Genomic DNA, 26,159 nt, shown 5'->3' with positions numbered 1-26,159 from the left:
GTCCATGCGCTGGGACAATCTGGCCGAGAACCCCCCGACGGCCCGGGACAGCGCGCTCTTCGCCGCCGACGCGGTGACCACGCGCACCTTCGACACCCCCGAATTCCGGGGCATCACCTTCCATGAGATCCGGGCCCGTTCGATCGTGAACCGGGTGCCGGGGGCGTCCCGGATGCCGTTCGAATGGACCGTGAACCCGTACCGGGGCTGCACCCACGCCTGTGTCTACTGCTTCGCCCGCAAGACCCACAGCTATCTGGACCTCGACACCGGGCTCGGCTTCGACTCGCAGATCGTCGTCAAGGTCAACGCCCCCGAGCTGCTGCGCCGCCAGCTCGCCTCCAGCCACTGGGAGGGCGCGCACATCGCGATGGGCACCAACGTCGACTGCTACCAGCGCGCCGAGGGCCGCTACCGGCTGATGCCCGGCATCATCTCCGCACTGCGTGACCGGGCGAACCCCTTCTCGATCCTCACGAAGGGCACGCTGATCCTCCGGGACCTCGACCTGTTGCGCCAGGCGGCCGACGTCACCGAGGTCGGCGTCTCGGTCTCCGTCGGCTTCGTCGACAGCGAACTGTGGCGGACCGTGGAGCCCGGCACCCCCTCCCCCGAGCGCCGCCTCGACGTCGTGCGCGCCCTCTCCGCGCGGGGCATCGGCTGCGGGGTCCTGATGGCGCCCGTCATCCCGTTCCTCGGCGACCGTCCCGAGCAGTTGCGGGCCACCGTCCACGCGATCGCCGCCGCCGGGGCGACCTCCGTCACCCCGCTCGTGCTCCATCTGCGCCCCGGCGCCCGCGAATGGTTCACCCAGTGGCTCGGACAGCACCACCCCCATCTGGTGCGGCGGTACGAACGGCTGTACGCGGACGGGGCGTACGCCCCCAAGTGGTACCAGCGCCGGATCACCCGTCAGGTGCACGAGCTGGCGGCGGAGTTCGGCATCGGCCCGGCCGACCGCGGTGAGCCCCGCCGGATTCCGCCACCTCCGGCCTCCGGTCCGGCTCCGGAGGGCCCCACCCAGCTGACCCTGCTCTGACGAGGACAGGCCACGGACCCCCTGACGGCCGGCCGTCAGGGACTCGCCGGACGGGCCGAACACGATCGGATGATGACCTGCCGTGCGGGAACGCGGGGTGCCTCTCGCGGGGCCGACTCGGCCCGCGACCACCGCCACGGGCGCGGGCGGCGGCGCGGCGCGGCGCACGGCGGCGCGGTTGGCACAGCGCACGGGCGCGGTCGGGAGCGGGGCGACCACCGGTGAGAGGGCGCGTCTCGGCGGCGCCGGCAGCGCGCCGCACCGGTTGCTCGGCTTCCGCGGCTCAGCCGCGGATCTCAGGCGCGGCCGGCCGGCGCGTGAGAGCCGCCGGTACGGGCGTACCCCGGGCGGTGACGGGTCATCCGGGAGACCCCGGTCCGCCGCCGCGTACCCCCGCTTCGCGCTCCTGCGCCGGGAACCGCGGCAGCCGGCCGAGCGCCGTCCTCGCCGCGTCCCCGAGCCGGGGGTGCGGCAACGCCGATTCCAGCACCGGCCGGGCCCGCCCGTCGCCCAGCAGGCCGAGCCCCTCCACACAGGCCAGCGCCACCCGCCAGTGCGGTTCGTCCGGGGCCAGCAGCCGCTCCAGCGTGCGCGTCAGCGCGGGCACGGACTCGGGGGCGCGCAACTCGGCCAGCAGCCGGACCGGGTGCAGGGCGTACGCCGTGCGCAGCGGGTTCGTCGCGAGCGTGGCGGCCGCGCGCGGCGTACGCGGGTCGCCGAGCCGGAGCAGGACGTGCGCGGCGGACGCGCAGCGTTCGGGGTCGCGGTGGTTGAGGAGCAGGACCAGGGTCTCGAAGGCTCGCCGGTCCCCCGCGCGGCCCAGCCGGACGGCAGCGAGCTCGCGCGCCCAGAGCGGGCGTTCGGGCTCGGTGAGGACCCGGGCCAGTTCCTCGTCGTCTTCGGTGGCGAGTAGCGCGCGGCACTGCGCCGATCCGCCCGCCTCACGCGTCAGCCGGTCGGCCGACGACCGGTACTCCTCGTCCATGACCGTCAGCGTATCGGCGATCACGGTTGGTACGCGAAGTGTGAGCCGGTGCACAACGACCGAGGTCTGGCGTGCACGTTACTCGCCGGTTAACCTCAAGGCGCGGGACACGATCCCGTGAGATCCGGACGGCCTGGTGACGCAGCCGCCCGGGTGTTCGTCGGTTCAGCGGTTCTGTATCTCCGCGGTACCGCGCTTCTGCGGTTCGGTACGACGTGGCTCCGGGACAGGGCCCGTCGCCTTCACCCCGGCCGGGGTGGTCCGGGGTGGTCCGGGTGGTTTCGAACGCCCGATCCCCTCGCCCAGGCCCCGCTCACGACACGCGCCTTTCTCGCGCCGTGTGTGCCGGTCCACGCCCTGTGTGCCTCGGACGCACCCGCCCGCGTACGCGCCTCGCCCTCTCACAGTCGTCACTCACCCCTGGAGTCCCGTGATGGACACCCCGCTCAGCACGATCGCCGTCGTCGGCCTCGGCACGATGGGCACCGGCATCGCCGAGGTCCTGGTCCGTGCCGGCCGCGAGGTCGTCGGTATCGACATCGACGACGGCGCCGCCCGCCGGGCCGTCGCCGCCCTGGAGTCCTCCACCGCCCGCGCCGTCGTGCGCGGGCGCGTCACCGAGAAGGAACGGCGGGACGCCCTCGCCCGGTTCCGCACCTTCTCCGATCCGCGCGCCGCCGCCGACGCGGAACTGGTCGTCGAGGTCGTGCCGGAGTCGTACGAGGTCAAGGAGCGGGTGTTCCGGGAGCTCGACGCGATCGTCTCCCCCACCGCGATCCTGGCGACCGGCACCAACGCCCTGTCGGTGACCCGGCTCGCCGCCGGGTCACGGCACCCCGAACGCGTCCTGGGTCTGCACTTCTTCGCTCCGGTGCCCGCGATGAGACTGGTCGAGGTGGTCTCGTCGGTGCTGACCGCGCCGCCGGCCGTGGCGGCCGTCACCGCGCTCGCCCGGGAGCTCGGCAAGGAGCCGGTGGCCGTCGGCGACCGGCCGGGCTTCGTCGCGGACGGGCTGCTGTTCGGCTATCTCAACCAGGCCGCCGCGATGTACGAGGCGAAGTACGCGTCCCGCGAGGACATCGACACGGCGATGCGGCTGGGCTGCGGGCTGCCGATGGGGCCGCTCGCCCTGCTGGACCTGATCGGCGTCGATACCGCGCGCACGGTGCTGGAGGCCATGTACTGCGCGTCGCACGACCGGCTGCACGCCCCGGCGCCGGTCCTGGGCCAGTTGGCCGGGGCGGGCCTGACCGGGCGCAAGGCGGGGCGCGGCTTCTACACGTACGAGGCGGCGGGCGGCGCGACCGTGGTTCCGGACGCGCTGACCCCGTCACCGGGGGCGGGCGCGGGCCCCGGGACGGTGACCGGGCGGACCGTGCGGTCGGTCGGCGTCGCGGGCTCCGGGACGATGGCGTCCGGGATCGCGGAGGTCTTCGCGAAGGCCGGGTACGAGGTGGTGCTGGCCGCCCGCGGCAGGGCGAAGGCGGACACCGCCAGGGACCGGATCGCCGCGTCGCTCGGGCGGTCCGTCGCCAAGGGGCGGCTGACCGCCGTGGACCGGGACGCCGCCCTGGCCGGGATCGTCCCCGCCGGGTCGCCGGACGCGTTCGCCGGGGTGGACCTCGTCGTGGAGGCGGTCGCCGAGGACCTGGCGGTCAAGCAGCGGTTGTTCGCGACGCTCGACCGGGTCTGCACGTCGGGCGCGGTCCTCGCCACGACCACCTCGTCACTGCCGGTGGTGGCGTGCGCCCGCGCGACGTCCCGGCCGCAGGACGTCGTCGGGATGCACTTCTTCAATCCGGCGCCCGCCATGAAGCTGGTCGAGGTGGTCCGCACGGTGCTCACCACCGACGAGGCGCACGCCACGGTCCGCGAGGTCTGTCTGCGGGCGGGCAAGCACCCGGTGGACTGCGGTGACCGGGCCGGGTTCATCGTGAACGCGCTGCTGTTCCCGTATCTCAACAACGCGGTCAAGATGGTGCAGGAGCACTACGCGACGCCCGACGACATCGACGCCGCGATGAGGCTCGGCGGCGGCTATCCGATGGGTCCCTTCGAACTGCTCGACGTCGTGGGGCTCGACGTCTCGCTCGCCATCGAGAGGGTGCTGCACCGCGCGTTCCGCGATCCGGGGCTGGCCCCGGCCCCCCTCCTGGAGCATCTGGTGGCCGCGGGCTGCCTCGGCCGCAAGACCGGGCGCGGCTTCCGCGAGCATGCCCGCCGCTGACCCGGGAACGGGGTGGGGCGGGCTGCTCGATCCATCGCGCGGTCCGCCCCCACGGGCACACCCTCCTGCGTCGATGCAGTACGTTCACCTCATGTCCCAGCCCGCCAAGTCACCCCGTGCGTCCGCCGCGTCCGATGTCCCGGAGAGCGCCGCGGGCACCCGTGCCGCCGCCCAACGACTCAAGATGCGCCGCGAGTTGGCCGCCGCGGCGATGGAACTCTTCGCGACGAAGGGGTACGAGGCGACGACGGTCGACGAGATCGCCGGTGCGGCCGGAGTGGCCCGGCGCACCTTCTTCCGGCACTTCCGCTCCAAGGAAGAGGCGATCTTCCCGGACCACGACGACACCCTCGTACGGGCCGAGGCCGTCCTGAACGCGGCGCCCGCGCACGAGCACCCGCTCGACACGGTCTGCCGGGGCATCAAGGAAGTCATGAGGATGTACGCGGCGAAGCCCGCGGTCTCCGTGGCACGGTACAAGCTGACCCGCGAGGTGCCCACGCTGCGTGAGGCGGAGATCGCCTCGGTGGCCCGCTACGAGCGGCTGTTCACCCGCTATCTGCTGGGCCACTTCGACGAGCACGACCACCGCGACGGCAACGACGACCCGCTGCTCGCCGAGGTGGCGGCGTCCGCCGTGGTCACCGCGCACAACCATGTGCTGCGTCGCTGGCTGCGGGCGGGCGGGCAGGGCGACGTGGAGGACCAGCTCGACCACGCCTTCGCGATCGTCCGGGACACCTTCGGCACCGGGATCGGCGCGGGACGGATCGTCGGCCCGGAGCCCGCGAGGTCCCCGGCGGCCTCGGTGAGCACCCAGGGCGAGGTGCTGGTCGCGGTGGCCAGGACGGACGCGCCGCTCGACGAAGTGATGCGCACCATCAAGCAGGCGCTGAAGGCGCACTGACCGGTGCGGCACGGGTCCCGGCCGAGGGGCCCGGCACCCTGCTCGGGCCCCGACCGGTCGCAGGGGCCCGGCGCCCTGTTCCAGGGGCCCGGCGGGGGTCCGTCCGGCTCCGGTCTCAGTCCTGCCACGCCCAGGGCGGCGGTCCGCTGCCGTCGCTCCACGCGTCGAGGGCCGGCCGGTCGACGCGCAGGATGCCGCACCGGTCCGCGTAGTCGGCGGCCGGTTCGGTGAACTCGCTGGTGGTCACGACGACGGCGATCTCCGCCTCGTGCACGGCGTAACAGGTGCCGCCGAACCGCTGGAGGTCCTGCGAGCCGACCTTGTTCGTGGGTCCGTAGCACTTGCACTGGACGACGACGCGGCGGCCGTCGGGGGTGAGTGCGACGACATCGGCGCCGAGGTCGCCCGCGCCGCCGACCACATGGACGTCCTGGCAGCCGTCGCGCTCGCAGAGCCCGGCGACGGCCGCCTCGAACTCCGCCGCGTCCATGGCCGCGTAGTCCACCGGTACCGGCGCCGGGATGTCGGTGGTGAGTTCCAGCGTGGGCTCGGGGGCCGCCGCGTCGAGCAGTTCATGGGTGGCGTCGGTGACCGCTCCGGCGACGGTGCGGGCCATCCGCCGGTCGCGGCGCCCGCGCAGCAGCGCCACCGCGCCCGCGCACACGACGGCCGACACCAGCACCGCGGCGACCGGGTGCCGTCCGGCGGCCTGCCAGGCCAGCCGCAGGGTCAGTCCCCCGCCCCACAGCAGGAGGGCGACGAGGGCGAACCCGAACGTCGTGCGGCGGAGGTTGAACGCGGGCCTGCGGCGCTCGGCCGCCTGTCTGCGGATCGGTATCGTCATCTGTGGCTGCCCACCCCTGTTGCTGCGGCTCGGCGCCGTGCGGTCCGGCACGGCCCGGTGTGTCACCAGCGAGCCACCCAAGATCGCCCGCCTGTGACATGTGCCCCGGCCCACGCGGTTCAACGACCCGTGCGCGGCCTGGGCGCGGCATCGGCGAAACCGGGTTGCCGGGGCCGGTCCACGGTGCTGGGGTGGGCCGATGGACCATGACGCGCTGCTGAGGCTGTTCGACCGTGAGATGCGTGAGCTGGCGGCGCCGGACGGCCCGGGGGTGCGGGTCGAGCGGGCCGGTGACGTCGTCCGGCAGGTCGGCGCGGCGGACGACTGGAACGGAGTGGTGTGGTCCTCCCCCGAGCTGGACGCGGTACGCGCGGACGCGGCGATCGCGGCGCAGGTGGAGCACTTCACGGGGCTCGGGCACGGCCGGTTCGAGTGGAAGCTCTACGCGCACGACCGGCCGGCCGGCCTGGGCGGGCGGCTCGCTGCGGCCGGTCTCGTGCCGGAGCCGACGGAGACGCTGCTGGTCGCCCCGGTCGCGGAGCTGTCCACGGCCGTCGTACCGCCGGAGGGCGTACGCCTGCGCGCGGTGACCGGGCCCGCCGATGTGGAGCTGATGGCGCTCGCCCATGAGCGGGCCTTCGGCGCGGACGCCTCCCGGCTGCGGCACCAGGTGACGGCGCGGCTGACGAAGGCGCCGGACACCTTCGTCGCGGTGCTCGCCATGGCGGGCGACGAGCCGGTGAGTTCGGCCCGGATGGAGCTGTGTCCCGGTACGGCGTTCGCCGGGCTCTGGGGCGGCGGCACGGTGGCGCGGTGGCGGGGCAGGGGCGTCTACCGCGCCCTGGTCGCGTTCCGGGCCCGGATCGCCGCCGAGCGCGGCTACCGCTATCTCCAGGTCGATGCCACCGACCGGTCCGAACCGATCCTGCGGCGGCTCGGCTTCACGGCCCTGAGCACGACGACGCCGTACGTGTACGGGTCGGACTCGTAGCGCCCCGTCCGCGGAACGCCCCGTCCGACGCGGCCGGGTTCCACCCGGCGTGGCACCGCCGCAAGTCCCTCGCGCGCTCATGCGTGCCCGGCGGATGACATCTGAGAGAAATTATTGGCACCCAGTGCCTTGTCAGCTGTCACACAGTGCCATACGTTGAAGCTGTCCGGGCGACCGGCGTGCGGCGACCACCCGTACACCGGATGTCCCGGCGGGCCCGCGCCCGCCCCGCCCGGACGCCTGCGTCACAGGCGACCCCCTCCGCTCCACCGAGCACGCCACAGCTCCATCCGCCGGACCGACGGCACCCACCTCCACTCAGCACCGCTCCCCATGCCCCTGGGACCCCCGGGCGACCCTCAACGCTCCCCCGAACCGCCGGCTCCGCGCTCAGGCGGGGGAGACCCCATCAGCCGGAGGCAACACCGTGAAGGAAATCCTGGACGCGATCCAATCGCGGGACGGTACGGCCGCGGACTTCGCGGCCCTGCCCCTGCCCGAGTCGTACCGCGCGGTGACCGTGCACAAGGACGAGACCGAGATGTTCGACGGCCTCGCCACCCGGGACAAGGACCCCCGCAGATCGCTGCACCTCGACGAGGTGCCGGTGCCCGAACTCGGCCCCGGTGAGGCGCTGGTGGCCGTCATGGCCAGTTCGGTGAACTACAACTCGGTCTGGACCTCGCTCTTCGAACCGATGGCCACCTTCGGCTTCCTGGAACGGTACGGCAGGCTCAGCGAGCTGACCCGCCGTCATGACCTCCCGTACCACGTCATCGGCTCCGATCTGGCGGGCGTCGTGCTGCGCGCCGGGCCCGGCGTCAACGCCTGGAAGCCCGGTGACGAGGTCGTCGCGCACTGTCTCTCGGTCGAGCTGGAGTCCTCGGACGGCCACAACGACACGATGCTCGACCCCGAACAGCGCATCTGGGGCTTCGAGACCAACTTCGGCGGCCTCGCCGAGATCGCCCTCGTCAAGTCCAACCAGCTGATGCCCAAGCCGGACCACCTCAGCTGGGAGGAGGCCGCCGCCCCCGGTCTGGTCAACTCGACCGCGTACCGCCAGCTCGTCTCGCGCAACGGGGCGGGCATGAAGCAGGGCGACAACGTGCTGATCTGGGGCGCGAGCGGCGGACTCGGTTCGTACGCGACCCAGTTCGCGCTGGCCGGCGGCGCCAATCCGATCTGCGTCGTCTCCAGCGACCGCAAGGCGGACATCTGCCGGCGGATGGGCGCCGAGGCGATCATCGACCGCAGCGCCGAGGGGTACGCGTTCTGGCAGGACGAACACCGGCAGGACCCGCGCGAGTGGAAGCGGTTCGGCAGGCGCATCCGGGAACTGACCGGCGGCGAGGACGTGGACATCGTCTTCGAGCACCCGGGCCGCGAGACGTTCGGCGCCTCGGTGTACGTGACCCGCAAGGGCGGCACGATCGTCACCTGCGCGTCCACGTCGGGCTACACCCATGAGTACGACAACCGCTATCTGTGGATGTCGCTGAAGCGCATCGTCGGCTCCCACTTCGCCAACTACCGTGAGGCGTGGGAGGCCAACCGGCTGGTCGCCAAGGGGAAGATCCATCCGACCCTGTCGAAGGTCTACTCCCTGGCGGACACCGGCCAGGCCGCCCACGACGTGCACCGCAACGTCCACCAGGGCAAGGTCGGGGTGCTCGCGCTGGCCCCCCGCGAGGGTCTGGGCGTGCGCGACACGGAACTGCGCGAGCGGCACCTCGACGCGATCAACCGATTCCGGGACGTGTGATGACCGGGCGCCGCAAGGACCGCCCGTGGCTCATGCGGACGTACGCCGGTCACTCGACCGCCGAGGCGTCCAACGAGCTCTACCGGCGCAACCTCGCCAAGGGCCAGACCGGCCTCTCGGTCGCCTTCGACCTGCCGACCCAGACGGGGTACGACCCCGATCACGTCCTCGCCCGCGGTGAGGTCGGCCGGGTCGGGGTGCCCGTCTCGCACCTCGGGGACATGCGGCGGCTGTTCCAGGACATCCCCCTGGAGCGGACGAACACCTCGATGACGATCAACGCGACCGCGATGTGGCTGCTGGCGCTCTACCAGGTGGTCGCCGAGGAACAGGGCGCCGACCCCGGCCTGCTCCAGGGCACGACCCAGAACGACATCGTGAAGGAGTACCTCTCGCGCGGGACGCACGTCTTCCCGCCCACGCCCTCGCTGCGGCTGACCACCGACATGATCGCGTACACGGTCGCCCGCGTCCCGAAGTGGAACCCGATCAACATCTGCAGCTACCACCTCCAGGAGGCGGGGGCCACCCCGGTCCAGGAGATCGCGTACGCCATGTCGACGGCCGTCGCCGTCCTCGACGCGGTGCGCGACTCCGGCCAGGTCCCGGCGGAGAGGTTCGGTGACGTCGTCGCGCGGATCTCCTTCTTCGTCAACGCCGGCGTCCGCTTCATCGAGGAGATGTGCAAGATGCGCGCCTTCGGCCGCATCTGGGACCGGGTCACCCGGGAGCGGTACGGCATCGAGGACGCCAGGCAGCGCCGGTTCCGGTACGGCGTCCAGGTCAACTCCCTCGGCCTGACCGAGGCCCAGCCGGAGAACAACGTCCAGCGCATCGTGCTGGAGATGCTGGCCGTCACCCTCTCCAAGGACGCCCGCGCCCGCGCCGTCCAACTGCCCGCCTGGAACGAGGCCCTGGGGCTGCCCCGCCCCTGGGACCAGCAGTGGTCGCTCCGCATCCAGCAGGTCCTGGCCCACGAGAGCGATCTGCTGGAGTACGAGGACGTCTTCGCCGGTTCGCACGTCGTCGAGGCCAAGGTGACCGAGCTGGTCACCGACTCGCTGGCGGAGATGGAACGCGTCCGGCTGATGGGCGGTGCGATGGCCGCCGTCGAGTCCGGCTATCTGAAGTCGCGGCTGGTCTCCTCGCACGCCGAGCGCCGCGCCAGGATCGAGAGCGGCGACGAGAGGATCGTCGGCGTCAACATCCACGGGACGACCGAGCCCAGCCCGCTCACCGCCGACCTCGACGCGGCGGTCATGACCGTCGATCCCGCGAACGAGGCCCGGGTGGTGGCCTCGCTCCACGAGTGGCGCGCCACCCGTGACGAGACCCGTGCCGGCCAGGCGCTGGCCGCCCTGAAGGAAGCCGCGGCGGGCACCGAGAACCTGATGGGGGCGACCGTCGAGTGCGCCCGCGCGGGCGTCACCACCGGCGAGTGGTCCTGGGCGCTGCGTGAGGTCTTCGGCGAGTTCCGCGCACCGACCGGGGTGTCGTCCGCCCCGGTCGCGGTGACCGCCGAACCGGGCACCCCACTCGCCCTCGTCCGGGAGAAGGCGTCCCGCACGGCCGCCGATCTGGGGTGCGGACGGCTGCGGCTGCTGGTCGGCAAGCCGGGCCTCGACGGGCACTCCAACGGGGCGGAGCAGATCGCCGTACGGGCCCGCGACGCCGGGTTCGAGGTCGTCTACCAGGGCATCAGGCTCACCCCCGAGCAGATCGTCTCCGCCGCGCTCGCCGAGGACGTGCACTGTGTCGGTCTGTCGATCCTGTCCGGTTCGCACGCCGAGCTGGTGCCGGACGTGCTGGTCCGGCTGCGGGAGGCGGGGGCGGCCGACGTCCCGGTGATCGTCGGCGGGATCATCCCGCCGGCCGACGCCGGGCAGCTGCGCCGGGCAGGTGTGGCCGCCGTCTTCACCCCGAAGGACTTCGGCATCACGGAAATCATCGGCCGTATCGTCGACGAGATCCGGAAAGCGAACGAACTCGACCCTCTGGAGGTCCCCGCATGACCACGTCCGACCGCCCGTCGCCCGCCACCGCCCCGCCGGGGAGCGGCCCCGCCGGACACCTCCCGGACCGGCCGCGTCCGCGCCGCTCCTGCCTGGCCGTGCCGGGCTCGAACCCGCGGTTCCTGGAGAAGGCCCAGGGGCTCCCGGCCGACCAGGTGTTCCTGGACCTGGAGGACGCCTGCGCGCCGCTCGCCAAGGAGGGCGCCCGGCACATGATCGTCGACGCGCTGAACAACGGCGACTGGAAGGGGAAGACCCGGGCGGTGCGGGTCAACGACTGGACCACGCAGTGGACGTACCGCGATGTGGTCACGGTCGTCGAGGGCGCGGGCCAGAACCTCGACTGCGTGATGCTGCCGAAGGTCCAGGACGCCCAGCAGGTCGTCGCCCTCGATCTGCTGCTCACCCAGATCGAGCGGACGATGGGGTTCGAGACCGGCCGGATCGGTATCGAGGCACAGATCGAGAACGCCAGGGGTCTCGTCAACATCGACGACATCGCCGGCTCGTCCCCGCGGCTCGAAACCCTGATCTTCGGTCCTGCCGACTTCATGGCCTCCATCAACATGAAGACGCTGGTGGTCGGTCAGCAGCCGCCCGGGTACGGCGCGGACGCGTACCACTACATCCTGATGCGCATCCTGATGGCGGCCCGTGCGCACGGTCTCCAGGCGATCGACGGCCCGTTCCTCCAGATCCGCGACGTGGACGCGTACCGCGAGGTGGCGGGGCGTGCGGCGGCTCTGGGCTTCGACGGCAAGTGGGTGCTGCACCCCGGCCAGGTCGACGCGGCCAACGAGGTGTTCTCACCGTCCCAGAAGGACTACGACCACGCCGAGATGATCCTCGACGCCTACGAGTGGTGCACCTCCGAGGCGGGCGGCAGGAAGGGCTCGGCGATGCTCGGCGACGAAATGATCGACGAGGCGAGCCGCAAGATGGCGTTGGTGATCGCGGGCAAGGGCCGCGCGGCCGGAATGCGCCGCACCACGAAATTCGAAGCGCCGGAGGTCTGACCATGCGATTCGGCCGCACCTTCGAGGAGTTCAAGGTCGGTGCAGTGTACAAGCACTGGCCGGGAAAGACGGTCACGGAGTACGACGACCACCTGTTCTGCCTGCTGACGATGAATCACCATCCGCTGCATCTGGACAGCAACTACGCCGAGCGCACGACCGACTTCGGGAAGAACGTCGTCGTCGGCAACTACGTCTACTCGCTGCTGCTCGGGATGTCGGTGCCGGACGTCTCGGGGAAGGCGATCGCCAATCTGGAGGTCGAATCGCTCAGGCACGTCGCGCCGACCTTCCACGGTGACACGCTCTACGGCGAGACGACCGTCCTCGGCAAGTCCCCGTCACGGTCCAGGAGCGACCGCGGAGTCGTCCACGTCGAGACCCGTGGCCACAAGCAGGACGGGACGCTGGTCTGCGTGTTCCGCCGCAAGGTGATGGTCCCGACCCGGACGTACGTCGAGGAGCGCGGCGGAGAACAGCCCGGCCGCCCGGAACCGAAGTCACAGGAGAGCTGAGCCATGAGCCGACTTGCCCGGACCCCGGGACTGACCGAGATCCAGCGGGAAATCCTCGCCACGGTGAGGAGTTTCGTCGACAAGGAGATCATTCCGGTCGCGACCCGTCTGGAGCACCGTGACGAATATCCGGACGAAATCGTCGAAGGGCTCAAGGAACTCGGTCTGTTCGGACTGATGATTCCGGAGGAGTACGGCGGTCTGGGTGAGTCGCTGCTCACCTACGCGCTGTGCGTGGAGGAAATCGCCCGCGGCTGGATGAGCGTGTCGGGAATCATCAACACGCATTTCATCGTGGCGTACCTGCTGAAGCAGCACGGCACCCAGGAGCAGAAGGACACCTTCCTGCCGCGCATGGCGCTGGGCGAGGTGCGGGGCGCGTTCTCGATGTCGGAGCCCGGCCTCGGGTCGGACGTGTCGGCGATCAGGTCCAGGGGCGTCAGGGACGGCGACTCCTACGTGCTCGACGGCCAGAAGATGTGGCTGACGAACGGCGGCACGTCCACGCTCGTCGCCGTGCTGTGCCGGAGTGACGAAGGACACCCCGAGGGCACCGCGCCGCACAGATCGATGACGGCCTTCCTGGTGGAGAAGGAGGCCGGCTTCGGGGAGGTGCGGCCGGGCCTCACGATCCCCGGGAAGATCGACAAGATGGGCTACAAGGGGGTCGACACCACCGAACTCATCATGGACGGACTGCGCATTCCGGCCAATCGGGTACTCGGCGGCACCACCGGCCGAGGGTTTTACCAAATGATGGACGGAGTCGAGGTGGGCCGCGTCAATGTCGCGGCCCGTGGCTGCGGTGTGGCACAGCGTGCGTTCGAGCTGGGTGTCGCGTACGCCCAGCAGCGCCACACCTTCGGCAAACCGATCGCCGAGCACCAGGCGATCCAGTTCAAGCTGGCCGAAATGGCCACCAAGGTCGAGGCCGCTCATGCGATGATGGTAAATGCGGCCCGCAAAAAGGACTCCGGGGAACGTAACGACCTGGAGGCAGGGATGGCGAAGTACCTCGCCTCCGAGTACTGCAAGGAAGTCGTCGAGGACGCCTTCCGCATCCACGGCGGATACGGCTTCTCGAAGGAGTACGAGATCGAACGCCTCTACCGCGAGGCGCCGATGCTGTTGATCGGCGAAGGTACCGCCGAGATCCAGAAAATGATCATTGGGCGCCGACTCCTGGAAGAGTACCGATTCCAGGGCTGATTGTCCCGTTTGGGGTGATTTAGTCGCGAAGAAGGTCACACCCCGTCATCTGTGACAGGAGTGTTCCAGCCGGTCGACTCCGCTGTTGGCTTGCCCAGTTGCGGCTCGAAACCGATAGCATCGCCGGAAAAGCCGCCGTCCCCCGTTGCCAGCGCGGCATCATCCGCTACGAAGGTCATCCATGCCCGACAGCCAAACCTCTGTACCACGCGGCGGGGTCCGCCTTGCCCGCGGAGCTTCGCCGTGGCTCCTGCCGACCGTCGCCACCGCAGCACTCAGCGTCTCCCGGGCCCGCCGGTCCGGACGCTGGGCCGCGGTGGCCGTGCCCACCACCGTTCTGGCGGCGGGCATGTTGTGGTTCTTCCGCGACCCCGAGCGCGAGATCGCCCAGGGCCGCGTCATCTCGCCCGCCGACGGTGTGGTGCAGAGCATCATGCCGTGGAAGGACGGACGCACCCGCGTCGCGATCTTCATGAGCCCGCTCAACGTCCACGTCAACCGGGCGCCGCTGGCCGGCACCGTGACGTCGGTCGAGCACATCCCCGGCGGTTTCGTACCGGCGTTCAACAAGGAGAGCGAGAACAACGAGCGCGTTGTCTGGCACTTCGACACCGAGCTCGGCGACATCGAGATGGTGCAGATCGCGGGCGCGGTGGCCCGTCGCATCGTGCCCTACCTCCCGCAGGGCACGAAGGTGGAACAGGGCGAGCGCATCGGCCTGATCCGCTTCGGCTCCCGGGTCGACATCTACCTTCCGGAAGGTATCGATGTCGCGGTCGAGGTCGGCCAGGCCACCACCGCGGGGGTGACTCGAATTGACCGTGCTTGATCCTGACACGCAGACCGGGTGGGTGCCCGAGGCCGAGGCCGACCTCGACGACGACACCGAGGACATGCCGCTGTCGATGCGGCTGTCGATAGCCGACACGCTCACCCTCGGTAACGCCACCTGCGGTTTCATGGCCGTGTACTTCACCACCACGGGCATTCTCATCCCGCATCTCACGGGCAGTGACGAGAGCGGCATGGCCCGGCACTCCGCCGCCACCGCCGTGATCCTCATGCTCATGGCGGCGGTCTTCGACCTCTTCGACGGGCTCGTGGCACGCAAGCTGCGCTCCTCGCCGATGGGGGCGGAGCTGGACAACCTGTCCGACCTGATCAGCTTCGGACTCGCCCCGGCCTACTTCGTCCTGGTGTACGGAATGGTCGCGGACGACGCCTATCAGCGGGTCTCCGCGCTCGCGGCGATCGTGGTGCTGCTGGCGGTGGTGCTGAGGCTTGCCCGGTTCTCCTGCGTGACCCTGAAGGACGGCATGTTCCAGGGCATGCCGAGCCCCTTCGGAGCACTCACGGTCATCTCGATCGTGCTCCTGGAGCTGCCCTTCGTACCCACCCTGCTCGCGATCATCGGAGTGGCGTGGCTGATGGTCAGCCGGGTCGAGTACCCCAAGCCCCGCGGCGTCCTCGCGGTGGCGATGCTCAGCTGGATCGTGGCCGCGATGGGGCTGCTCGCCGCGTGGGCGTTCGACGCCCCCGGTGGTCATCTGCTCCTGCAGACCGGCTGCGCGCTCCAGGTCGTGCTGGGCGCGGTGATCCCGCTGTTCGCCACGGCGCGGAGGGTGAACACCTTCCGGGGCAACCGGCGCGAGGCGCGGGCGGGGCAGCTGCCCTAAGGGCGGTCGGTCAGGCAGTCGGTACGGCCGTACGGGATCAGGAGTGGACGAGGGCCCGGATGCTTCCCCGAGCATCCGGGCCCTCGTGCGTGGGAGTCAGGCCGTGGGGCCGCCCCGTGTCCTGCCGCTACCGGGACGGCCGCCGCATGCGAGGCCCCGAGCCATGGCCGAAAAGTGACGGTCGGCCGTCACGGTGCGTGCGCGGTCGAATATGCCGGGTATCGCACGGCATGGCGGAACCCCGTCCGCCGCGGGGCGACGAGCTGAGCGGTGCGAGTGCGGGCGGTACGGGCACGCACCGTACCGGATCACATCAGGAAGTCCCGGGCGATCGACTGGGCCGCGCGCTCCAGCAGAGGGCCGGCCTCGGCCATGCGGACCGCCTCGTCCGGTTCCAGGTCCGTCAGGGCGTAGACGCGGCGGATGCCCGCACGTCCCAGGACCTCCGGGGCGAGTGCGAGGCGACCGCAGACGGCGACGACCTCCAGGCCCGCCGCGCGGGCCGCCGCCGCGACGCCCGCGGGGGCCTTGCCGTGCAGGGTCTGTCCGTCGAGCGAGCCCTCACCCGTGATCACCAGGGTGGCGCGGTCGAGGGCCCGGGCGAAGCCGAGGACGTCGAGCATGACCTCGATGCCGGGGCGGAAGCGGGCGCCGAGGGCCACCAGCGCGCCGTAGCCGATACCGCCGGCCGCCCCCGCCCCGGGGAGCACCGCCTGTCCGGGGCCGAGGAGGGACGCGTAGTGGGTAAGGGCCGCGTCGAGGTCCGCGATGTCCTGCTCGGTCGCGCCCTTCTGCCGCCCGTACACCTCGGGGGCGCCCTTCGGCCCGGTCAGCGGGTTGTCGACGTCACCGGCGAGGACCAGGTCGATGTCGGCGAACCGTGGGTCGAGGCCGGTGAGATCGATGTTCACCAGATCGGCGAGGCCGATGCCACCGGGGCCGACGGGTTCGTCGTCGGCGGTCAGGAAGCGGGCCCCGAGCGCGGTCAGCATGCCCGCGCCGCCGTCCGTGGTCGCGCTGCCGCCGACCCCGAACACGATGGTCCGGGCTCCCGCGTCGAGCGCGGAGCGCAGCAGTTCACCGGAGCCGTAGGTGGTCGCGGTCAGCGGGGCGAAGACGCCCGTGGGAAGGCGCTGAAGGCCCGATGCCTCGGCCATCTCCACCACCGCGGTGCCGTCCCGCAGCGCGTAGGCCGCCGTCACGGGCTCCCCGAGCGGGCCGGTCACCCGTGTCTCACGCCGTTCGAATCCGGCGGCCACCGCCGCCGCGACCGTGCCGTCGCCGCCGTCCGCGACGGGCAGGGCGTCCACCGGCACGTCGGGGGCGATCCGCCGCAGTCCGGCCGTCACACGCTCCGCGACCTCCACGGCCGTGAGCGAGCCCTTGAACTTGTCCGCCGCGACAAGCACGCGGGCGGATCTCGGCACCGCTGCGTCCGTCACCTTGCGTCCTTTGCTCTCGAACAGGCAGTCACGCCACTGCGACCCTATCCGTACGGCACCCGTTCCGCCCGTGGGGCGGAACGGGGCGCGCACGTCCGGTCAACAAAGGGGGCGTCAGTGTTCGAGGCCCGCCTGGACACGGCGCGAGGGGCGGAAGACGTACAGATCGAGGATGTCCGGGGGTTCGGCGAGACCGGGGCCGCCCGCGCGCACCCAGGAGGTGATGTCGGCGACGGCGTCGGGGTCGTTGACCAGGCCGAGCCAGACCGGACGGCCACCGGACCTGCGGCCCTCCGCCGACGGCTGGACGACGATCACATTGGCCTGTTCGCAGGCGTCCAGGCATTCCACCGCCCGGACCGTGGCGATCCGGCCCAGCTCCCGGCGCAGGTCGGCGAGCTGTCCGGGGTGGTCCACGCCAGGGACCTTGGGGGTGCCGCAGCAGCATCCCCGGCAGACGCTGACAGTGGGCGGGGACGGCGTACGGGCAGCGGCGCGGTCGGTCATTCGAGGGACTGTACCGACCTCGGCCGCGTGTCGAACAGTTGCGCCCCCCTTGACGCGGAGTGGGGTAAAGTGGCAGGTCGCGAAGGGGAGTAGCCCCGCAAACCGGTCGTCGACATGCTGGAACCTCCGGGTTCCCGGTGGCCGGGCCCACTGAGTCTCACGGGCGGGCGAGACCTTCGGCCAGGTATGAACCACACACCCACGTCCCGTGGGCGGTGCCGTCATGCCGGGCCGAGTGGTCGTCCGGTCGCCGTCCAGCGGTTCGCCGAGGATCGATCCGGGTCCGGCACTCGCAGAAAGTCACCCGGAATGCATCTCGACCCCCTGGCGATCATCACCGCCTTCGGGCTGATCTTCCTCGCGGAGCTCCCCGACAAGACGATGTTCGCCTCGCTGGCCATGGGCACCCGCATGCGGCCGCTCTACGTCTGGTTCGGTACCTCGTCGGCGTTCATCGTGCACGTGGCCATCGCGGTCGGGGCCGGCAGCCTGATCGGACTGCTGCCCGACTGGACGGTCAAGCTGGTCTCGGCTTCGCTCTTCGCGTTCGGCGCGTTCATGCTGCTGCGGAGCGGGGCGGACGACGACGAGGAGGACGGCGGAATCCGGACGGTGACCGGGTTCTGGCCGGTGTACTCGACGGCGTTCATGGCCGTGTTCATCAGTGAGTGGGGTGATCTCACACAGATCACCACCGCCAACCTGGCGGCGAGCAACGGCACCTGGTCCACCGCGATCGGATCGGCCGCCGCTCTGATGTCGGTGTCGGCGCTGGCGCTGCTGGCGGGGCGCTTCATCGCCAAGCGGGTACCGCTGAGGACGGTCCAGCGGATCGGCGGGCTGTGCATGCTGGGGCTCGCCGTCTGGTCCGTCGTCGAGATCTTCGTCGGCTGACGACCGCGTTCCCGCCACGGCCGTCCGGCCGGGGCGGGCGTGGCCGGTTCCCCGTACGGGAGGTCCTTCGGGAGGAAGGGCCTCCCGTACGGCGGTACGGTCCCGGCGGCGGTGGTCCCCCGCCGCGCGCGGGGTCAGAACAGCGCGGGGGTGTCGCCCTCCGTACCCTTCTCGAAGGCCAGCAGCCGCTGCTTGCGCTCCAGCCCGCCGCCGTATCCGGTGAGGCTCCCGGAGGCGCCGATGACGCGGTGGCAGGGGACGATGATCCCGACCGGGTTCTTCCCGTTGGCGAGGCCCACGGCCCGGGAGGCGCCCGGTTTGCCGAGGTGTTCGGCCAGTTCGCCGTAGGAGCGGGTCTCGCCGTACGGGATGCGGGTGAGCTGGTCCCAGACGCTTCGCTGGAAGGGCGTGCCGTCCAGTCGCAGCGGAAGGTCGAAGTCCCGCAGCTCGCCCTCGAAGTAGGCGTCGAGCTGGCGGATCGCCTCGGCGAACGGGCCGGGGTCCGGTGCGCCGAAGTTCTCCTGGGCCGGCCGGTGGCGCTGATCGGTCATGTAGAGACCGGAGAGCGCGTCGCCGGTCGCGACGAGGGTCAGCGGGCCGTACGGGCTGTCGGCCACGGTGTGCCGCCGGGTGGCGGTGAGGGTGCTGGTCATGAGGAACATCCTTGCGCAGGAAGGTGGTTGATGGGGTGGTCGTCGACGGTCCACAGATACTGAACGGCGTACGCCCGCCAGGGACGCCAGGCGGCGGCCCGCGCGACGAGCGCCGCCGGGGTCGACGGCAGGCCCAGCCGCCGGGCGCCGCGACGGATGCCGAGGTCGGTGGGGAGGAAGGCGTCGGGGTCGCCGAGCGCCCGCATCGCGATGACCTCGACGGTCCAGGGGCCGAAGCCCGGCAGGGCGATCAGTTGGGCACGGGCCCGTTCCCGGTCGGCGTCGGCGCCGAGCCGCAGCGAGCCGTCGGCCAGGGCGGCGACGAGAGTGGTGAGGGTGGTGCGGCGGCTGCGGGGAAGCGCGAGGGCTTCGGGGTCGAGTCCGGCAAGGGCCTCGGGGGTGGGGAACAGGTGGGTGAGGCCGCCCTCGGGGTCGTCGACGGGGACGCCGTGGGCGGCGACCAGGCGGGCCGCGTGCGTGCGGGCGGCGGCCGTCGAGACCTGCTGGCCGAGCACCGCCCGTACCGCGAACTCCGCGCCGTCGACCGTGCGCGGTACCCGCCGTCCCGGCGCCGGGTCGACCAGCGGGGCGAGGACCGGGTCGGAGCGCAACTGGTCGTCGACGGCGACCGGGTCGGCGTCCAGATCCAGGAGCCGGCGGCAGCGGCTGATGGCGAGGGTGAGATCGCGGGGGTCGGTGAGCGAGAGCCGGCACGCGATGTGGTCGGGCCGCGGGGTGAGGGCGACGATGCCGTGGCCGTACGGGAGGGTGAGGGTGCGGCGGTAGGCGCCGTCACGCCACTCCTCTACGCCGGGAACGGCGGTCGCGGCGAGGTGGCCGAAGAGGTTGCTGGGGTTGAGCGGGGCGCGGTACGGCAGGCGCAGGGTGATCGTACCGGGAGTGGCCGGCGGTTTCGTCCTCCGGGCGACACGGGCGCGCAGCTCGCCCGGGGTGAGCGCGAAGACCTCGCGGATCGTGTCGTTATACGTACGGACGGACGAGAATCCGGCGGCGAACGCGACGTCCGCCATGGGGAGTTCCGTCGTCTCGATCAGCAGCCGGGCGGTCTGGGCGCGCTGGGCGCGGGCCAGGGCGAGCGGGCCCGCGCCCAGCTCGGCGAGCAGTTGGCGCTCGATCTGGCGCGGGGAGTAGCCGAGCCGGGCGGCGAGGCCGGGGACGCCCTCGCGGTCGACGACACCGTCGCTGATGAGCCGCATCGCGCGGGCCACCGAATCGGCGCGGGCGTTCCATTCCGGGGAGCCGGGGCTGGTGTCGGGGCGGCACCGTTTGCAGGCCCGGAATCCGGCCTGCTGGCAGGCGGCGGCGCTGGGGTAGAAGGTCATGTTCTCGACCTTGGGCGGCACGACGGGGCAGCTGGGACGGCAGTAGACGCGGGTGGTGAGGACCGCGGTGAAGAACCATCCGTCGAAGCGGGCGTCCTTGGATCGGACGGCCCGTACGCAGCGCTCGGTGTCGGTGTGCATGGCTCAAGGATGCGGCAGTGGCGGGGCGGGGAGCTGGCGGAAATCCGACATCGGTGTGGAGGGACCAGGGGGGCGACGGGGACAGGGTGCGGCAGGACCGGTGTCGGCCCTGGACGGTCCGGGCGGGAGCGTCCAGGGCGTGGGGGGTGCGGAGGAGGCGGGCGGGGCGCCGCGCGGGTGGAGGTGGGGGTGGAAGACCGGGCGGCGGCCAGGCCACCCCCGAGCGGTATGCGGGTGGCGGGGTGACGGTCTGCCGCCGGCCGCGGCCACCGTCCCGGGTGACCGCGGATGCCCGGGGTGACGCCTGGGGTGGGCGCGGTGCCGCGAGGGTGGGGAGTGGCCCGGTCAGCCGGCCTTCTTCACGAACTCGGTGGTGTACGTCCTGCTCAGGTCGACCTTGGCGTTCTTGAGGTTCGGGTTGAACGCCTTCAGGACCCGCTCCACGGTCTCGGGGCCGTCGGCGGGCATGACCCCGTCCTCGGTGAACATCGGCAGGGTGCTCCCGATCGACCGCACGTACAGCTCCTTGCCGCCCTGGGCGTAGTCGGTGGGCATCTTGGCGGCGATCTCCTCCGGGGAGTGGGTGGACATCCACTTCAGGGTCTTCACGAAGGCGTCGGCCAGTTTCTGCACCGTCTCCTTGTTGCCGTTCACCCAGTCGGTGTTCATGTAGAGGCTGGAGGAGGGGTAGGGGCCGCCGAGCGCCTTCTTGGAGCCTTCGGGCGTCCGCATGTCGATGAGGATCTTGCCCAGCTTCTTGTCCAGGAGCTGGGCGACGGTGGGATCGGTGGTCATGCCGCCCTGGATGGAGTTCTGCTGGAGCGCCGCGATGAAGGGCTGTCCGGCGCCGACCGCGACGGTCGTGAAGTCCTCCGTACCGACGCCGTTCTTGACCGCGAGGTACTTGGTCAGGAAGTCGGTGGACGAGCCGAGGCCGGTGACGCCGAGCTTCTTGCCCTTGAAGTCCTCGGGGGACGTGATGTCCCCCGCCGCCTTGGTGGAGACGACCTCGACCTCTCCCGACGCGTGCGAGAACTGCACGACGGATTCGACGTTCTTGCCCTTCACCTGGAGGTCGAGGGTGTGGTCGTAGAAGCCGACCACACCCTGTACGTCGCCGGAGACGAGCGCCGTGGTGGCCTGCACGCCGGCCGGTTCGGTGAGGAGCTGGACGTCCACGCCCTCGTCCTCGAAGTAGCCGAGCTTCTGGGTGAGCATCGCGGGAAGGTAGATGACCTTGTCCAGGCCGCCGACCATGATCTTGACCTGGCCGCCGCCCTTCGAGGAGGGGGAGCCGCCGCAGGCGGTGAGGGTGCCGAGGGTGAGCATCGCGGCGAGCGCGGCTGCGGGGGCTCTGAGCTGACTGCGCATGGTGACGTCCTTGGGAAGAAGACCGTGAGGTGCGGGCGGCGGTGCGGAAGGGAGGGCGGTGCGGGTGGGGGTGATGCGGGGGTCAGCGGTTGTCGCCCGCTTCGACCGGGCGCCAGCGGAAGAGCTTCTTCTCCAGGAAGGAGAGGATGCCTTCGGCGAACAGCGCGACGACGGCGAGGACCACCATCGCCGCGTAGACCCCGGCGGCGTTGAACGTGCCCTGCGAGGCCGAGACGAGGAGGCCGATGCCCTTGGTGGCGCCGATGTACTCGCCGACGATCGCGCCGATCAGGGCGAAGCCGAAGCTGACGTGGAGGCTGGTGAAGATCCACGAGGTGGCGGACGGGATGACGACCTGAAGGGTGACCTGCCGGTTGCTCGCGCCGAGTATCCGGGCGTTGGCGACCAGATCGCGGTTGACCTCCCTGGCCCCCTGGAAGGCGTTGAAGAAGACCGGGAAGAAGACCAGTACGACCGCCGAGGCGATCTTCGAGGCGGGACCGAGCCCGAACCAGATGAGGAAGATCGGGGCGAGCACGATGCGCGGCAGCGCGTTGAGCACCTTCACGTACGGGCCGAGCACATCGGCGAGGAAGCGTATCCGGCCGAGCGCGATGCCCAGTACCACTCCGCAGAGGACTCCGATGATCCAGCCGACGAGTGCCTCGTACAGCGTGTACCAGATCTGCTCCCACAAGGAGCCCTGCGGGGTGCCGTGCAGTGCCCACTGGGACATCTGGTCCCAGATCTTCGAGGGCATCGAGAAGTTGAAGGGGTCGACGACGGCGGTTCTGGCCAGCCACTCCCACAGTCCGAGCAGCCCGATGAGCAGCAGCACCCGGGAGGTGTGGACCAGGAGGGCGCGGTTGCGGGCGGCGCGCACCCTGGCCTCGGTGCGCTCGCCTCCGGCGCCGGGGGAATTCCCGTCGGCGCCGGCCGGGGGGCCGGCCGCGGCCTTCGCCGTGGCGGCGGTGGTGGTGGGGGCGGTCTCAGACGGCATCGGTGGCACCTCTCTCGCGGGTGACGCGGACCTCTTCGCCGAGCGAGGACCAGATCTCCCGGTAGATCTCGACGAACCGGGGCTCCAGCCGCACCGACTCCACCTTGCGCGGGCGGGGCAGGTCGATCGTGAAGACCTCCTTGACGGTGGCGGGACCGGCCGTCATGACGACGACCTTGTCGGCGAGCGCGATCGACTCCTCCAGGTCGTGGGTGACGAAGACGACCGAGGCGCCGGTGCCCGCCCACAGGTCGAGCAGTTCGTCGGACATCAGCGCACGGGTCTGGACGTCGAGCGCGGAGAACGGCTCGTCCATCAGCAGGATCTCGGGGTCGTTGACGAAGGTCGCGGCGAGCGCGACCCGTTTGCGCTGACCGCCGGACAACTGGTGCGGGTAGCGGTCCTCGAAGGACGCCAGCCCGACCCGGTCCAGCCAGGCGCGGGCCCGTTCCCTCGCCTCGGCCTTGGGCGCGCCGCGGAAGCGGGGGCCCGCCATGACGTTGGAGAGAACGGTGCGCCAGGGAAAGACGGCGTCCTGCTGGAAGACGAATCCGATCCGGTCACCGATGCCGGTCACCGGCTCCCCGCCGACCAGCACCTCGCCCTCGGTGGGTTCCTCCATGCCGCTCACCAGGGTGAGCGTGGTGGACTTGCCGCATCCGGTGGGCCCGACGACGGCGACGAACTCGCCGCGTCCGACGACGAGGTCCAGGTCCCGCACCGCGGTGTGGAGCGCTCCTGACGGGGTCCGGAACGCCTTGCTCGTTCCCCGCAGCTCGATGGCGGGGCTCGTGTGACTGCTCATGGGGCGGGACGCTAGGAGCGTCCGGGCCCGCCGGGCAGTCTTGTGGGCGCAACCTCCTCTTGTGAGCGCAGACCTCGTTCTGCTCGTTCTGCTCACGCCGGAGCGACAAATGCGTGGTGGGGGGCTGGGCAGCGGCCCTCCCTGGGCTTACGTTGCGTGCACAGCGAAGCCGCGTGGCCGTGTCCGGTTCCCACCACGTGACGCCAGTCCGAAGAAGCCGGGGAGGATCACATGCGCGTGTGCTGGCCCCGACGGGTTTCCGGCCAGGTCCTGATGGTGCAGCTGGCCATCACCACCGGGGTGATGGTGCTGGCCACCGGGCTCTTCCTCGCGCCGCTGGCGTCCGAGCTGGACGACGAGGCCATGCTGCGGGCCCTCGCCATCGCGCAGACCACCGCAGCCGATCCGGACATCCCCCGGGAACTGGCCGCCACCGAGCCGAGCGTGAACGGCCCGGTGCAGAGCGAGGCCGAGGAGATCCGCCGGTCCACCCGGGCGCTGTACGTGGTGGTGATGGACACCCGTGGCGTGCGCTGGTCCCACACCACGGCGTCGGAGATCGGCAGACGGGTCTCCACCGACCCGAGTGCCGCGCTCGCCGGGCATGAGATCAGGGAGATCGACAACGGCACGCTGGGCCGCTCGGCCCGTGCCAAGGTGCCGCTGTACGACGACGACGGCCGGATCATCGGCGCGGTGTCGGCCGGCATCCCGTACGCCAGCGTGCGGGAACGGCTGATCGACGCCGTACCGGGGCTCCTGCTCTGCGCGGGGGTGGCACTCTCCGTGGGCGCGCTGGTCGCGGTCGCGGTCTCCCGGAGGCTGCGCCGCCGGACGCACGGGATCGCGTTCACCGACATATCGGCTCTGCTCGACGAGCGCGAGGCCATGCTGCACGGGGTCCGCGAGGGCGTCGTCGCGTGCGACGGGAACGGCCGGGTCCGGCTGGTCAACGACGAGGCGGGGCGGCTGCTGGGGCTCGGCGCGGACGCCCCCGGCCGTACGCTCACCGAGATCCTTCCGCCGGGGCGCACCAGGGAGGTGCTGGCCGGACATGTGGCCGGAGCCGACCTCCTCACGGTGAGCGGCGGCCGGGTGCTCGTCGTCAACCGGATGCCGACCGGTGACGGCGGGGCCGTGGTGACGCTCCGGGACCGTACGGAACTGGAGCTGCTGGGGAGGGAGCTGGACAGCACGCAGGGGCTGCTGGACGCGCTGCGCGCCCAGGACCACGAACACGCCAACCGGCTGCACACCGTGCTCGGACTGCTCGAACTGGGCCGGTACGGGACGGCGGTGGAGTACGTGGCGGAGGTGGCCGACATCCACCGGGCCGCCGGGGAACGGATCGCCGAGCGGGTGCACGACCCGTTGCTCTCGGCCCTGCTCGTCGGGAAGGCGGCGGTCGCCGCCGAACGGGGTGTCGCCCTGCGGGTGTCCGCGTCGACGCTGCTGCCGGACCGGGTGGTCGACCCACGTGATCCGGTGACCGTGCTCGGCAACCTCATCGACAACGCGCTGGACGCCGTCGCCGACCGGCTCGGGACCGATCCGTCGGTCGAGGTCGAGCTGCGGGCCGAGCACACCACCATGGTGCTCCGGGTCTCGGACACCGGTCCGGGCGTACCGCCCGAGCGGCGCGAGCGGATCTTCACGGAGGGCTGGTCGACGAAGGGTCCCGGCCGCCCCACCGCTCCCCCGCCGGCGTACGCCACCCTGCCGTCCGCCGACGCGGCCCCCGGGTGGGTCCCGCCCGCCGGACCGGCACTGTCCCGTCTCTCACCGCTGTCCGATCCGCCCGGCCTGTCCGATCCGCCCGCCGGAGCGGCACCGTTGTCCGTCCCGCCCACCGGGCCGGCCCTGTTGCCCGGTCCGCCCGCCGGACCGGTCCTCTTGCCCGTCCCGCCCGCCTTCCAGCGCGGGCGCGGTCTCGGCCTCGCCCTGGTGCGCCGCCTCGCCGAGCGGTACGGGGGCAGCGCCCGGGTCACCGCCCGCGCGGGCGGCGGCGCGGTGTTCACCGTCGTCCTGCCCGAAGCCCTCGGCCCGCCCCCGGCGGAAGTCCCCACCGGAGCGGAACGGCTCACAGCCGCAGGAGACCCACGATGATCGAGGTACTGGTCGTGGACGACGACTTCCGGGTCGCCGAGATCAACTCCGCGTACGTGGCACGGGTGCCGGGCTTCCGGGTCGCCGCCCGCGCGCACACCGCGGCCCAGGCGCTGGCCACTCTGGAGAGCACCCGGATCGACCTCGTCCTGCTCGACCACTATCTGCCGGACGAGACGGGTCTGACCCTGGTCAGCCGGATGCGCCGGCTCGGCCACCACGCCGATGTGATCATGGTGACGGCCGACCGCAGTCTGACGACGGTCCAGGCCGCGCTGCGCCACGGCGCGGTGCAGTACCTCGTCAAGCCGTTCAGCTTCGCGGGGCTGCGCTCCCGGCTGGAGGGGTACGCGTCACTGCGCCGCACGCTCGAAGGCGTCGGAGGCCGTGGTGAGGCCGGGCAGGAGCAGGTGGACCGGATCTTCAGCGCGTTCAGGATCTCCGAGGACCCCGGCGCCGAGCTGCCCAAGGGCCACTCCGTGGCCACCGTCGCCCTCATCCGCCGCGTCCTGGGTGGTGCCGACCACCCGCTCTCCTCCCATGAGGTCGCCGAGCGCACCGGGGTCAGCCGCTCCACCGCCCAGCGCTATCTCAAACACCTGGAGCGCACCGGTCACATCAGTCTCTCGCTCAGATACGGCGAGACCGGCCGTCCCGAGCACCGCTACACCTGGGTGCGAGCCGTGTGACGAACGTCGGTGCCCGCTACCG

23 protein-coding genes are annotated in these 26,159 nt (G+C 71.6%); 14 read left to right on the top strand and 9 right to left on the bottom strand.

Annotated elements, in window-relative coordinates; all coding sequences use genetic code 11:
- Window positions 1-4 precede the first annotated feature (4 nt).
- On the top strand, window positions 5-1,039 hold the full coding sequence (locus PZB75_RS27315) for an Rv2578c family radical SAM protein (protein WP_275537949.1): 1,035 nt from the start codon (window positions 5-7) through the stop codon (window positions 1,037-1,039).
- A 358-nt stretch (window positions 1,040-1,397) separates the two neighbouring features.
- On the opposite strand, the gene PZB75_RS27310 is transcribed toward PZB75_RS27315, so the two are convergent.
- Complete coding sequence (locus PZB75_RS27310; RefSeq protein WP_275537948.1) at window positions 1,398-2,024, bottom strand: adenylosuccinate lyase; 627 nt, start codon at window positions 2,022-2,024, stop codon at window positions 1,398-1,400.
- Between the two features lie 433 nt (window positions 2,025-2,457).
- Between PZB75_RS27310 and PZB75_RS27305 the strand changes: the two genes are divergently transcribed.
- Complete coding sequence (locus PZB75_RS27305; RefSeq protein ID WP_275537947.1) at window positions 2,458-4,251, top strand: 3-hydroxyacyl-CoA dehydrogenase; 1,794 nt, start codon at window positions 2,458-2,460, stop codon at window positions 4,249-4,251.
- A 91-nt stretch (window positions 4,252-4,342) separates the two neighbouring features.
- Complete coding sequence (locus PZB75_RS27300; protein ID WP_275537946.1) at window positions 4,343-5,158, top strand: TetR family transcriptional regulator; 816 nt, start codon at window positions 4,343-4,345, stop codon at window positions 5,156-5,158.
- Between the two features lie 115 nt (window positions 5,159-5,273).
- On the opposite strand, the gene PZB75_RS27295 is transcribed toward PZB75_RS27300, so the two are convergent.
- Window positions 5,274-6,002: a restriction endonuclease gene (locus tag PZB75_RS27295; protein WP_275537945.1), complete on the bottom strand. Its 729-nt coding sequence runs from the start codon at window positions 6,000-6,002 to the stop codon at window positions 5,274-5,276.
- Between the two features lie 199 nt (window positions 6,003-6,201).
- Between PZB75_RS27295 and PZB75_RS27290 the strand changes: the two genes are divergently transcribed.
- The 8 genes from PZB75_RS27290 (at window position 6,202) to pssA (ending at window position 15,186) form a co-directional block, all read left to right on the top strand.
- Complete coding sequence (locus PZB75_RS27290; protein ID WP_275537944.1) at window positions 6,202-6,993, top strand: GNAT family N-acetyltransferase; 792 nt, start codon at window positions 6,202-6,204, stop codon at window positions 6,991-6,993.
- A 427-nt stretch (window positions 6,994-7,420) separates the two neighbouring features.
- Window positions 7,421-8,758, top strand: a complete 1,338-nt coding sequence (ccrA, locus tag PZB75_RS27285; protein WP_275537943.1) for a crotonyl-CoA carboxylase/reductase — start codon at window positions 7,421-7,423, stop codon at window positions 8,756-8,758.
- The gene (locus PZB75_RS27280) at window positions 8,758-10,770 is read left to right on the top strand and encodes a protein meaA (RefSeq protein WP_275537942.1); all 2,013 of its coding nucleotides are present in this window, start codon (window positions 8,758-8,760) and stop codon (window positions 10,768-10,770) included. The genes ccrA and PZB75_RS27280 overlap by 1 nt, the downstream gene beginning before the upstream one ends.
- Window positions 10,767-11,786: a CoA ester lyase gene (locus PZB75_RS27275; protein ID WP_275537941.1), complete on the top strand. Its 1,020-nt coding sequence runs from the start codon at window positions 10,767-10,769 to the stop codon at window positions 11,784-11,786. The genes PZB75_RS27280 and PZB75_RS27275 overlap by 4 nt, the downstream gene beginning before the upstream one ends.
- A 2-nt stretch (window positions 11,787-11,788) precedes the next feature.
- Complete coding sequence (locus PZB75_RS27270; protein ID WP_275537940.1) at window positions 11,789-12,301, top strand: MaoC family dehydratase; 513 nt, start codon at window positions 11,789-11,791, stop codon at window positions 12,299-12,301.
- Window positions 12,302-12,304: 3 nt separating this feature from the next.
- Window positions 12,305-13,510 (top strand): acyl-CoA dehydrogenase family protein, encoded by a 1,206-nt coding sequence (locus PZB75_RS27265; protein ID WP_275537939.1) that lies wholly within the window; start codon window positions 12,305-12,307, stop codon window positions 13,508-13,510.
- A gap of 181 nt (window positions 13,511-13,691) precedes the next feature.
- Window positions 13,692-14,339, top strand: a complete 648-nt coding sequence (locus tag PZB75_RS27260) for a phosphatidylserine decarboxylase (RefSeq protein ID WP_275537938.1) — start codon at window positions 13,692-13,694, stop codon at window positions 14,337-14,339.
- Window positions 14,340-14,361: 22 nt separating this feature from the next.
- Window positions 14,362-15,186 (top strand): CDP-diacylglycerol--serine O-phosphatidyltransferase, encoded by an 825-nt coding sequence (gene pssA / locus PZB75_RS27255; protein WP_275538889.1) that lies wholly within the window; start codon window positions 14,362-14,364, stop codon window positions 15,184-15,186.
- 308 nt (window positions 15,187-15,494) lie between these two features.
- Here the strand turns inward: pssA and PZB75_RS27250 are convergent, their stop codons facing one another.
- Both PZB75_RS27250 and PZB75_RS27245 read right to left on the bottom strand, forming a co-directional pair.
- Window positions 15,495-16,628: a glycerate kinase gene (locus PZB75_RS27250; RefSeq protein ID WP_275537937.1), complete on the bottom strand. Its 1,134-nt coding sequence runs from the start codon at window positions 16,626-16,628 to the stop codon at window positions 15,495-15,497.
- A gap of 114 nt (window positions 16,629-16,742) precedes the next feature.
- Entirely contained in the window at window positions 16,743-17,135 is a 393-nt protein-coding gene (locus PZB75_RS27245) for a (2Fe-2S) ferredoxin domain-containing protein (protein WP_275537936.1), read from the bottom strand.
- A gap of 309 nt (window positions 17,136-17,444) precedes the next feature.
- Between PZB75_RS27245 and PZB75_RS27240 the strand changes: the two genes are divergently transcribed.
- Window positions 17,445-18,029, top strand: coding sequence for a TMEM165/GDT1 family protein (locus tag PZB75_RS27240; RefSeq protein WP_275537935.1), 585 nt, complete (start codon window positions 17,445-17,447; stop codon window positions 18,027-18,029).
- 134 nt (window positions 18,030-18,163) lie between these two features.
- Here PZB75_RS27240 and PZB75_RS27235 read toward each other — a convergent pair whose 3' ends face one another.
- The 5 genes from PZB75_RS27235 to PZB75_RS27215 all read right to left on the bottom strand — a co-directional run bounded on the left by PZB75_RS27235 (window position 18,164) and on the right by PZB75_RS27215 (window position 23,342).
- Window positions 18,164-18,682: a methylated-DNA--[protein]-cysteine S-methyltransferase gene (locus PZB75_RS27235; RefSeq protein ID WP_275537934.1), complete on the bottom strand. Its 519-nt coding sequence runs from the start codon at window positions 18,680-18,682 to the stop codon at window positions 18,164-18,166.
- Window positions 18,679-20,166, bottom strand: a complete 1,488-nt coding sequence (locus PZB75_RS27230; RefSeq protein WP_275537933.1) for an AlkA N-terminal domain-containing protein — start codon at window positions 20,164-20,166, stop codon at window positions 18,679-18,681. Before PZB75_RS27230 ends, PZB75_RS27235 begins: the two co-directional genes overlap by 4 nt.
- A gap of 345 nt (window positions 20,167-20,511) precedes the next feature.
- Window positions 20,512-21,537 carry an ABC transporter substrate-binding protein gene (locus tag PZB75_RS27225; RefSeq protein ID WP_275537932.1) on the bottom strand — a complete coding sequence of 342 codons (1,026 nt, stop codon included), beginning with the start codon at window positions 21,535-21,537 and terminating at the stop codon, window positions 20,512-20,514.
- Between the two features lie 82 nt (window positions 21,538-21,619).
- The gene (locus PZB75_RS27220; protein WP_275537931.1) at window positions 21,620-22,537 is read right to left on the bottom strand and encodes an ABC transporter permease; all 918 of its coding nucleotides are present in this window, start codon (window positions 22,535-22,537) and stop codon (window positions 21,620-21,622) included.
- On the bottom strand, window positions 22,527-23,342 hold the full coding sequence (locus PZB75_RS27215) for an ABC transporter ATP-binding protein (protein WP_275537930.1): 816 nt from the start codon (window positions 23,340-23,342) through the stop codon (window positions 22,527-22,529). The genes PZB75_RS27220 and PZB75_RS27215 overlap by 11 nt, the downstream gene beginning before the upstream one ends.
- Window positions 23,343-23,573: 231 nt before the next feature.
- Here PZB75_RS27215 and PZB75_RS27210 point away from each other — a divergent pair, with 231 nt between their 5' ends.
- Complete coding sequence (locus PZB75_RS27210) at window positions 23,574-25,448, top strand: ATP-binding protein (RefSeq protein ID WP_275537929.1); 1,875 nt, start codon at window positions 23,574-23,576, stop codon at window positions 25,446-25,448.
- Complete coding sequence (locus PZB75_RS27205) at window positions 25,445-26,137, top strand: response regulator (RefSeq protein WP_275537928.1); 693 nt, start codon at window positions 25,445-25,447, stop codon at window positions 26,135-26,137. Before PZB75_RS27210 ends, PZB75_RS27205 begins: the two co-directional genes overlap by 4 nt.
- The last annotated feature ends 22 nt before the right edge of the window (window positions 26,138-26,159 follow it).

Origin of the sequence: Streptomyces sp. AM 4-1-1 (assembly GCF_029167625.1) — a bacterium.
GTDB lineage: Bacteria > Actinomycetota > Actinomycetes > Streptomycetales > Streptomycetaceae > Streptomyces.
Note: the sequence above shows the minus strand (reverse complement) of the source record. Positions and strands in the feature narration are given on the sequence as shown.